Source organism: Enterococcus sp. AZ063, from assembly GCF_051715045.1.
Classification (GTDB): domain Bacteria; phylum Bacillota; class Bacilli; order Lactobacillales; family Enterococcaceae; genus Enterococcus_D; species Enterococcus_D casseliflavus.
This window is the reverse complement of sequence record NZ_JBIOTA010000001.1, coordinates 3,449,710-3,457,500: the sequence shown is the minus strand read 5'-3', so window position 1 is coordinate 3,457,500 and position 7,791 is coordinate 3,449,710. Positions and strand designations below refer to the sequence as shown.

Sequence of the window (7,791 nt, the reverse complement as noted above, 5' to 3'; positions counted from 1 at the left end):
TCCAGTTTTGAGTGAGCAAAACTTACTCAATTGAATAGTGTGGTGGCGATAGCAAGAAGGATACACCTGTAACCATGCCGAACACAGAAGTTAAGCTTCTTAGCGCCGATTGTAGTGAAGGGTTTCCCTTTGTGAGAGTAGGACGTCGCCACGCGTTTTTTTTACCTTATGGGGGTTTAGCTCAGCTGGGAGAGCATCTGCCTTACAAGCAGAGGGTCAGCGGTTCGATCCCGTTAACCCCCATATGAGTCGTTAGCTCAGTTGGTAGAGCATCTGACTTTTAATCAGAGGGTCACAGGTTCGAGCCCTGTACGACTCATAGTAATAACCTATGCGGGTGTGGCGGAATTGGCAGACGCACTAGATTTAGGATCTAGCGCCTTCGGGCGTGGGGGTTCAAGTCCCTTCACCCGCACTTCATTGCCGGCTTAGCTCAGTTGGTAGAGCATCTGATTTGTAATCAGAGGGTCGAGGGTTCAAGTCCTTTAGCCGGCATCAGGAATACGCGGAAATAGCTCAGTGGTAGAGCACCACCTTGCCAAGGTGGGGGTCGCGGGTTCGAACCCCGTTTTCCGCTTTGCCTTAGCAATTTTCAGCCGGGGTGGCGGAACTGGCAGACGCACAGGACTTAAAATCCTGCGGTGAGTGATCACCGTACCGGTTCGATTCCGGTCCTCGGCATTTCATAATATGCGCCCATAGCTCAATTGGATAGAGTGTTTGACTACGGATCAAAAGGTTAGGGGTTCGACTCCTCTTGGGCGCGCTTTTTAATAACGGGAAGTAGCTCAGCTTGGTAGAGCACTTGGTTTGGGACCAAGGGGTCGCAGGTTCGAATCCTGTCTTCCCGATACTTTTTCAAAAGGGGCCTTAGCTCAGCTGGGAGAGCGCCTGCTTTGCACGCAGGAGGTCAGCGGTTCGATCCCGCTAGGCTCCATATCATTTGAATAAATGATTCTTTTTTACGCGGTGTAGCTCAGCTGGCTAGAGCGTCCGGTTCATACCCGGGAGGTCGGGGGTTCGATCCCCTCCGCCGCGATTTTTAAGAGCCTGGACCTTTAGCTCAGTTGGTTAGAGCAGACGGCTCATAACCGTCCGGTCGTAGGTTCGAGTCCTACAAGGTCCATTGTGGCATTGTATCTGTTTTATTATGGAGGATTACCCAAGTCCGGCTGAAGGGAACGGTCTTGAAAACCGTCAGGCGGGTAAAACCGTGCAAGGGTTCGAATCCCTTATCCTCCTTAACTGTCTCTTTTGTTGCGAGCAAAAGAATCACAGTCTTTTAATTACTGTAAAGTAATTACTTATCGCGGGATGGAGCAGTCTGGTAGCTCGTCGGGCTCATAACCCGAAGGTCGTAGGTTCAAATCCTGCTCCCGCAATTGCTTTTGTTTTCAAAAGCGCAATAAAAGCTAAATATGGTTTGGTAGTTCAGTTGGTTAGAATGCCTGCCTGTCACGCAGGAGGTCGCGGGTTCGAGTCCCGTCCAGACCGCCATGCGGGTGTAGTTTAGTGGTAAAACCACAGCCTTCCAAGCTGTTGTCGCGAGTTCGATTCTCGTCACCCGCTTTAGCTTTTATTTTTTGGGGCCTATAGCTCAGCTGGTTAGAGCGCACGCCTGATAAGCGTGAGGTCGATGGTTCGAGTCCATTTAGGCCCATCAAAATGTAGTCATACATTTGGGGAAGTACTCAAGTGGCTGAAGAGGCGCCCCTGCTAAGGGTGTAGGTCGGGAAACCGGCGCGAGGGTTCAAATCCCTCCTTCTCCGTTTTTTATTGGTCCGTTGGTCAAGTGGTTAAGACACCGCCCTTTCACGGCGGTAACACGGGTTCGAATCCCGTACGGATCATTTGTTACTTTTGGAGGATTACCCAAGTCCGGCTGAAGGGAACGGTCTTGAAAACCGTCAGGCGGGTAAAACCGTGCAAGGGTTCGAATCCCTTATCCTCCTTAACTGTCTCTTTTGTTGCGAGCAAAAGAATCACAGTCTTTTAATTACTGAAAAGTAATTACTTATCGCGGGATGGAGCAGTCTGGTAGCTCGTCGGGCTCATAACCCGAAGGTCGTAGGTTCAAATCCTGCTCCCGCAATTGCTTTGTTTAACGGCAAAGCAGCAATACAAAGCTTCTGGTTTGGTAGTTCAGTTGGTTAGAATGCCTGCCTGTCACGCAGGAGGTCGCGGGTTCGAGTCCCGTCCAGACCGTTGTTTTTGGCTCGGTAGCTCAGTTGGTAGAGCAATGGATTGAAGCTCCATGTGTCGGCAGTTCGATTCTGTCCCGCGCCATAGGAATGCGGGTGTAGTTTAGTGGTAAAACTACAGCCTTCCAAGCTGTTGTCGCGAGTTCGATTCTCGTCACCCGCTTTGCATTTTTTATTTGGGGCCTATAGCTCAGCTGGTTAGAGCGCACGCCTGATAAGCGTGAGGTCGATGGTTCGAGTCCATTTAGGCCCATTACATTTTTAAACTGGTCCGTTGGTCAAGCGGTTAAGACACCGCCCTTTCACGGCGGTAACACGGGTTCGAATCCCGTACGGATCATGCAAACACTCTTGAGAGTGTTTTTTTATTGCCCAAAAATGATCTTTTTATCATTTTCTCAAGCATGAGCAGTCAAAATTTGTTATAATCAGTCCGTTGCAAGTTCCCGAAAGGATTCGCAGCTGCGAAGATGCCTTGTAACCGAAACATATATTAGGGGGAATACAAAAATGACAGAGAAACACTTATTTACATCAGAGTCCGTTTCAGAAGGACACCCAGACAAAGTAGCCGACCAAATCAGTGATGCCATCTTAGATGCGTTGCTTGCCGAAGATCCAATGGCACGGGTCGCTTGCGAAACGTCAGTTACTACCGGATTGGTTTTAGTCTTTGGAGAAATTTCTACTTCTGCTTATGTAGATATTCAAAAAGTCGTCCGAGAAACCATCAAAGAAATCGGCTATACACGAGCAAAATTCGGCTTTGACGGCGATACGGTTGCTGTTTTGGTAGCGATCGATGAGCAATCACCAGATATCGCTCAAGGCGTTGACGATGCTTTAGAAAGTCGTGGAGAAACGGATAAAGAAGATATCGGTGCCGGCGACCAAGGCTTGATGTTTGGTTTTGCTGTTGATGAAACACCTGAATTGATGCCTTTACCGATCGCGTTGAGCCATCGGCTGGTACGTCGCTTAGCAGAGTTGCGTAAAAACAACGAACTAAGCTACTTGCGTCCAGATGCAAAATCACAAGTAACCGTTGAATATGATGATAACGATCAACCACAAAGAGTGGACACCGTCGTTATTAGTACCCAGCATGATGATGCGGCTGATAATGAAACGATCCACCGTGATGTCATCGAAAAAGTGATCAAAGAAGTGATCCCTGCCGATCTTTTAGACGAGCAGACAAAATATTATATCAATCCTACTGGTCGTTTTGTGATCGGCGGTCCTCAAGGGGATGCCGGTTTGACTGGCAGAAAAATCATCGTTGATACTTATGGCGGCTATGCACGTCATGGCGGCGGTGCGTTTTCTGGAAAAGACGCAACCAAAGTTGACCGTTCAGCCAGCTATGCGGCTCGCTACATTGCCAAAAACATCGTAGCAGCAAAGCTAGCCAAAAAAGTGGAAGTACAATTAGCCTATGCGATCGGTGTGGCACAGCCCGTTTCGATCAGCATCAACACTTTTGGTACAGGAACCGTCAGCAACGAGCGCTTGATCCAAGCGGTACGGGAAAACTTTGATTTGCGACCAGCAGGAATTATTGAAATGTTAGATTTGCGCCGTCCGATTTATCGTCAGACTGCCGCTTACGGACATTTCGGTCGTACAGATATCGATTTGCCATGGGAACGCACCGACAAGGTGGCGGCACTTTTGGCAAGTGTGAAGGATTAAAAGAGGCGACCTCTATTGATGACTATCAATAGAGGTTCTTTTTTTTGGAGTAAAAGGAGGAGTTATATGCGAACCAATGTAAAATTAGTCACCATTGCGGTCTTTGTCGCAACGTTTATGACCGCGATCGAAGGAACGATCATTACGACAGCGATGCCTACCATCGTCAGTTCATTGAAAGGGATCGAGATCATGAACTGGGTCTTCTCGATCTATCTTTTGACCAGTGCGATGTTGACCCCGATCTACGGCAAGTTTGCCGATAATATCGGCCGCAAACCAGTCTTTTTATTTGGGACGTTGCTGTTTATTATCGGGTCGGCGTTTTGTGGGATGGCCAACACGATGTTGACGTTGATCATTGCCAGAGCGTTGCAAGGATTAGGCGCAGGGGCCATGATGCCCGTTGCCCTAACGATCATTGCGGACCTGTATCCCGTTGAAAAGCGGGCGAAAGTCTTAGGGCTCAATAGTACGGCTTGGGGGATCGCCAGTGTTGTTGGTCCTTTAGCTGGTGGATTGATCGTAGATACGATTGGGTGGCATTGGATCTTTTTTATCAACGTGCCCATCGGATTAGGGCTGATTGCTTTGATTTGGTTTTATTTTCATGAAGAAAAAAAGGCCTTTGCTGCAGTCAACATTGATTATGCAGGCAGTCTCTTGTTGATGTTGACGCTAGTAGGCCTCTTGCTAGGCTTCCAGTTGCTGGGAGATTATGGTGTGAGTCTGCCTGTCATCGGGCTATTCGTTTTTTCTGTCCTTACGTTTATCGGCTTCATTCGGGTGGAGAAAAAAGCAGCAGATCCGATTATTGATCTGAAGCTGTTTCACTCAAAATTATTTGTGGTGGTCAATATCGTAGCAGCTTTGGCTAGCGGCTTCTTGATGGGGATCGATGTTTATATCCCAATGTGGATGCAAGGGGTCTTAGGCATGAGTGCGGGGATTGGCGGGCTTGTGTTGGCACCGTTGTCGATTTTATGGATGATTGGTTCCTTCTTAGCCAGCCGTTGGTTGACACAGCACAGTGTCAGCTGGGTCTTGACGGTTAGCTTGTTGATCACGGCTACCGGTGCTTTGTGGCTGTTTTTGACACCGGCACAGACCTCATTCTGGTTGTTCTTGGTGATTTCTTCTATTACGGGCGTCGGGTTAGGGGCAACGATGGTGGTTTGTACGGTTACTGCCCAAACCAGCGTTGGCCCCACACAAGTCGGCGTGGCGACTTCTTTCAATACCCTGTTGCGAACGATCGGGCAAACCATCATGGTAGCGGTCTTCGGTATCGTTTTAAACACCAGTAATAGCGTAGGCTTAGCACAGGCACAAGTCAATGATAGCAGTGTCATGAATCAGCTAGTAGATCCAGCCGCTGCGCGCCAGCTGCCAACCGCATTATTAGAGCAATTACGGGAGATTCTTTATAGCGGTCTACACTGGGTTTTTGGGATCGGTGTTCTACTTATTGTGCTAGCGATTGGTTTGACCCGCACGATTTCGCGAGAATCTGGTACAATATAAAAAAAGGATCGCAGGTGATTGTATGGCTTTTTTACAAGCAAATATCTATTCAAATGTTCTTGAAATGGAGGTAATGATCGATGTGATCTTGCCTCAAAGTACCAAGAAAAAAATCGGCACGCAAAGCCAATCAACGGGCACAGATCTCCCGGTGCTTTATTTGTTGCATGGGATGAACGGAAATCATAGTGTCTGGCAGCGACGGACGTCGATCGAGCGGTATGCCGCAGAGTATCAACTAGCGGTCATCATGCCGTCTACTGATCTGGGTTGGTATACCGATACGACCTATGAGATGAAGTATTGGACTTTTATCGCCGAAGAATTACCACAGATTTGCCATGAGCTGTTTCCTCAGCTGACGCAAAAACGAGAAAAAACTTTTGCGGCTGGGCTTTCGATGGGGGGCTATGGGGCAGTAAAACTCGGGCTGAGAAAGCCTGACCAGTTTGCGGCGGTAGCGTCTTTGTCTGGGGCATTAGCGCTGGCTGAAAGCATGGATTCCTTGCTGCAGCTGCGAAGCCAAGCTTATTGGGAAGGAATTTTTGGACCATTAGAGCAATTCAAAGGGTCAGAAAATGATTTGATCCATCTGATTGAGACCATCGATCCAAGCACAGCGCCGCGCTTTTTTATTAGCTGCGGAACCGAGGATCAGCTGTATCCGGCAAGTGAATATGCGGTGGATAAGCTGCAAAAGCGCAAACTAGCCGTAACGTTTGAATCGGGAACTGGGGATCATGATTGGAATTTCTGGGATCAATGGATCCAACGAGTCCTGCAATGGCTTTTTAGTGAATAAAAAAACCATCAGTCGATCGACACCTTAACGTGCCGAGGACTGATGGTTTTTTCGTTCGATACAAAATAAGATCGGCGGTTGGTTGCGCTGATTGATAAATTGATAGGAAAGGACATTGAACTTCTCTTGCGGCAGCTGCTGACAAAAGGAGTGTACTTCTTTCAGCTCTGCTTCGCCGCCAGCGTGTCCATAATAGCAGACGAGGATGATTCTACCTTTCGGGGCTAAACGTGTCAGTAAAGCTTCTAAAGCCGTTTTCGTTGTATCAGGCAGCGTGATGATCGCTTTGTCCCCTTGCGGCAAGTAGCCTAAATTGAAAATGGCGGCGTGAACCGGACCACTCACAACCTCTGCCAACGTCTCATGGCCTTGATGGATCAGCTGGACTTGTGCCAACAGCTCTTTTTCAGCCAAACGCTTTTTGGTAGCTTGCAGGGCTTGTTCTTGAATATCAAAAGCAAACACCTGACCAGTCGGGCCAACTAAGGAAGCCAATAATTCCGTGTCGAAGCCGTTGCCCATCGTGGCATCAACAGCGGTTTGTCCCGGCTGCAGAACTTCTTTTAAAAGGGTGTGGCTATAGCGCATGGCGGTCGGCAGCATTGACAGGCTCCTTTCGCACGTTGAATTTTCCTTGATAGGAGTTGCGGCGCAGCATTTCTTGATCGATCTCATTCAAGACTTCCCATTTTTTCAAACTCCACATTGGACCTACCAGAGAATCCCATGGTGCATCGCCTGTCAGGCGATGAATGATGATCTCTGGGGGGATCATTTCTAACTGATCGCAGATCAATGACACATAGGTATCGCGCCGCATCAATTGCAAACGTCCTTCATGATAATCCCGCAGCATCCGAGTATTGCGCATCAAATGCAGCAGGTGCAGTTTGATGCCTTGGATATCAGAATCTTGAATGGTGCGGCGGACATTTTCTTGCATCATCTCGATCGTCTCGCCTGGCAGGCCATTGATCAAATGGGTACAGACACGAATATTGTGTTTGCGCAGGCTGGCGACGCCGTCTAAGTAAGTTTGATAATCATGGGCGCGGTTGATGGCATTGCTCGTGGTTTCAAACGTCGTTTGCAGTCCTAATTCGACCCATAAATAAAAGCGTTGATTGAGCTCTGCTAGATAGTCAACGACATCTTCTGGTAAGCAGTCTGGTCGGGTCCCAACGGAGATCCCGACAACACCAGGTAGTGTCAGCACTTGCTCGAAGCGTTCGCGGATCACTGCCACCGGTGCGTGGGTGTTCGTAAAGTTTTGAAAATAGACAATGTATTTGTCCACTTGCGGCCACTTTTTGTGCATCATGGCGATCTCTTTTTCAAACTGCTCTGGCAGTGGGGCTTCAGGAGCTACGATCATATCGCCAGAACCGGACACACTGCAAAATGTACAGCCGCCTTTGGCAACGGTGCCGTCACGATTGGGGCAGTCGAAGCCCGCATCGATGGGGACTTTAAAGATTTTTTCGCCAAATTCTTGCCGCAAAGCAAAGTTCCACGAATGGTATCGTTTGTTTTTATCTTCTGCATAAGGAAATGGATTCATTTTTTTAC

At 48.4% G+C, this 7,791-nt stretch carries 5 protein-coding genes, 25 tRNA genes, 1 rRNA gene and 1 riboswitch; of the genes, 29 read left to right on the top strand and 2 right to left on the bottom strand.

Features of this window, described 5'->3' with window-relative positions; genetic code table 11:
• The first annotated feature begins 38 nt into the window (after positions 1-38).
• The 29 genes from rrf (at position 39) to IGK61_RS16180 (ending at position 6,222) form a co-directional block, all read left to right on the top strand.
• Positions 39-154, top strand: a 5S ribosomal RNA gene (gene rrf / locus IGK61_RS16320).
• 16 nt (positions 155-170) lie between these two features.
• Positions 171-243: transfer RNA gene (locus IGK61_RS16315), tRNA-Val, on the top strand.
• A 3-nt stretch (positions 244-246) separates the two neighbouring features.
• Positions 247-319, top strand: a tRNA-Lys gene (locus IGK61_RS16310).
• Between the two features lie 14 nt (positions 320-333).
• A tRNA-Leu gene (locus IGK61_RS16305) sits at positions 334-415 on the top strand.
• 7 nt (positions 416-422) lie between these two features.
• Positions 423-495: transfer RNA gene (locus IGK61_RS16300), tRNA-Thr, on the top strand.
• 10 nt (positions 496-505) lie between these two features.
• A tRNA-Gly gene (locus tag IGK61_RS16295) sits at positions 506-577 on the top strand.
• Positions 578-595: 18 nt separating this feature from the next.
• Positions 596-681 (top strand) — tRNA-Leu (locus IGK61_RS16290).
• An 11-nt stretch (positions 682-692) separates the two neighbouring features.
• Positions 693-766 (top strand) — tRNA-Arg (locus IGK61_RS16285).
• 11 nt (positions 767-777) lie between these two features.
• A tRNA-Pro gene (locus IGK61_RS16280) sits at positions 778-851 on the top strand.
• Between the two features lie 13 nt (positions 852-864).
• Positions 865-937, top strand: a tRNA-Ala gene (locus tag IGK61_RS16275).
• A gap of 28 nt (positions 938-965) precedes the next feature.
• Positions 966-1,039, top strand: a tRNA-Met gene (locus IGK61_RS16270).
• 13 nt (positions 1,040-1,052) lie between these two features.
• Positions 1,053-1,126, top strand: a tRNA-Ile gene (locus IGK61_RS16265).
• 26 nt (positions 1,127-1,152) lie between these two features.
• Positions 1,153-1,242 (top strand) — tRNA-Ser (locus IGK61_RS16260).
• Positions 1,243-1,308: 66 nt separating this feature from the next.
• Positions 1,309-1,382 (top strand) — tRNA-Met (locus IGK61_RS16255).
• Between the two features lie 38 nt (positions 1,383-1,420).
• Positions 1,421-1,497, top strand: a tRNA-Asp gene (locus IGK61_RS16250).
• Position 1,498: 1 nt separating this feature from the next.
• Positions 1,499-1,569 (top strand) — tRNA-Gly (locus IGK61_RS16245).
• Between the two features lie 17 nt (positions 1,570-1,586).
• Positions 1,587-1,660, top strand: a tRNA-Ile gene (locus IGK61_RS16240).
• Between the two features lie 21 nt (positions 1,661-1,681).
• Positions 1,682-1,769, top strand: a tRNA-Ser gene (locus IGK61_RS16235).
• Positions 1,770-1,778: 9 nt separating this feature from the next.
• A tRNA-Glu gene (locus tag IGK61_RS16230) sits at positions 1,779-1,850 on the top strand.
• Between the two features lie 12 nt (positions 1,851-1,862).
• Positions 1,863-1,952 (top strand) — tRNA-Ser (locus IGK61_RS16225).
• A 66-nt stretch (positions 1,953-2,018) separates the two neighbouring features.
• A tRNA-Met gene (locus IGK61_RS16220) sits at positions 2,019-2,092 on the top strand.
• 39 nt (positions 2,093-2,131) lie between these two features.
• A tRNA-Asp gene (locus IGK61_RS16215) sits at positions 2,132-2,205 on the top strand.
• A gap of 8 nt (positions 2,206-2,213) precedes the next feature.
• Positions 2,214-2,286 (top strand) — tRNA-Phe (locus tag IGK61_RS16210).
• 7 nt (positions 2,287-2,293) lie between these two features.
• Positions 2,294-2,364: transfer RNA gene (locus IGK61_RS16205), tRNA-Gly, on the top strand.
• Between the two features lie 16 nt (positions 2,365-2,380).
• Positions 2,381-2,454: transfer RNA gene (locus tag IGK61_RS16200), tRNA-Ile, on the top strand.
• A gap of 15 nt (positions 2,455-2,469) precedes the next feature.
• Positions 2,470-2,541 (top strand) — tRNA-Glu (locus tag IGK61_RS16195).
• Between the two features lie 91 nt (positions 2,542-2,632).
• A riboswitch (SMK box riboswitch) is annotated at positions 2,633-2,714 on the top strand.
• Positions 2,712-3,896, top strand: a complete 1,185-nt coding sequence (gene metK / locus IGK61_RS16190) for a methionine adenosyltransferase (protein ID WP_005233362.1) — start codon at positions 2,712-2,714, stop codon at positions 3,894-3,896. It overlaps the preceding riboswitch by 3 nt.
• Positions 3,897-3,962: 66 nt before the next feature.
• Complete coding sequence (locus IGK61_RS16185; protein ID WP_074536216.1) at positions 3,963-5,420, top strand: MDR family MFS transporter; 1,458 nt, start codon at positions 3,963-3,965, stop codon at positions 5,418-5,420.
• A 22-nt stretch (positions 5,421-5,442) separates the two neighbouring features.
• Positions 5,443-6,222 carry an alpha/beta hydrolase gene (locus IGK61_RS16180; protein WP_005227672.1) on the top strand — a complete coding sequence of 260 codons (780 nt, stop codon included), beginning with the start codon at positions 5,443-5,445 and terminating at the stop codon, positions 6,220-6,222.
• 24 nt (positions 6,223-6,246) lie between these two features.
• On the opposite strand, the gene IGK61_RS16175 is transcribed toward IGK61_RS16180, so the two are convergent.
• On the bottom strand, positions 6,247-6,825 hold the full coding sequence (locus tag IGK61_RS16175) for a tRNA (mnm(5)s(2)U34)-methyltransferase (protein ID WP_034869022.1): 579 nt from the start codon (positions 6,823-6,825) through the stop codon (positions 6,247-6,249).
• Positions 6,800-7,783, bottom strand: a complete 984-nt coding sequence (locus IGK61_RS16170; RefSeq protein ID WP_005227674.1) for a TIGR01212 family radical SAM protein — start codon at positions 7,781-7,783, stop codon at positions 6,800-6,802. The genes IGK61_RS16175 and IGK61_RS16170 overlap by 26 nt, the downstream gene beginning before the upstream one ends.
• Positions 7,784-7,791 lie beyond the last annotated feature (8 nt).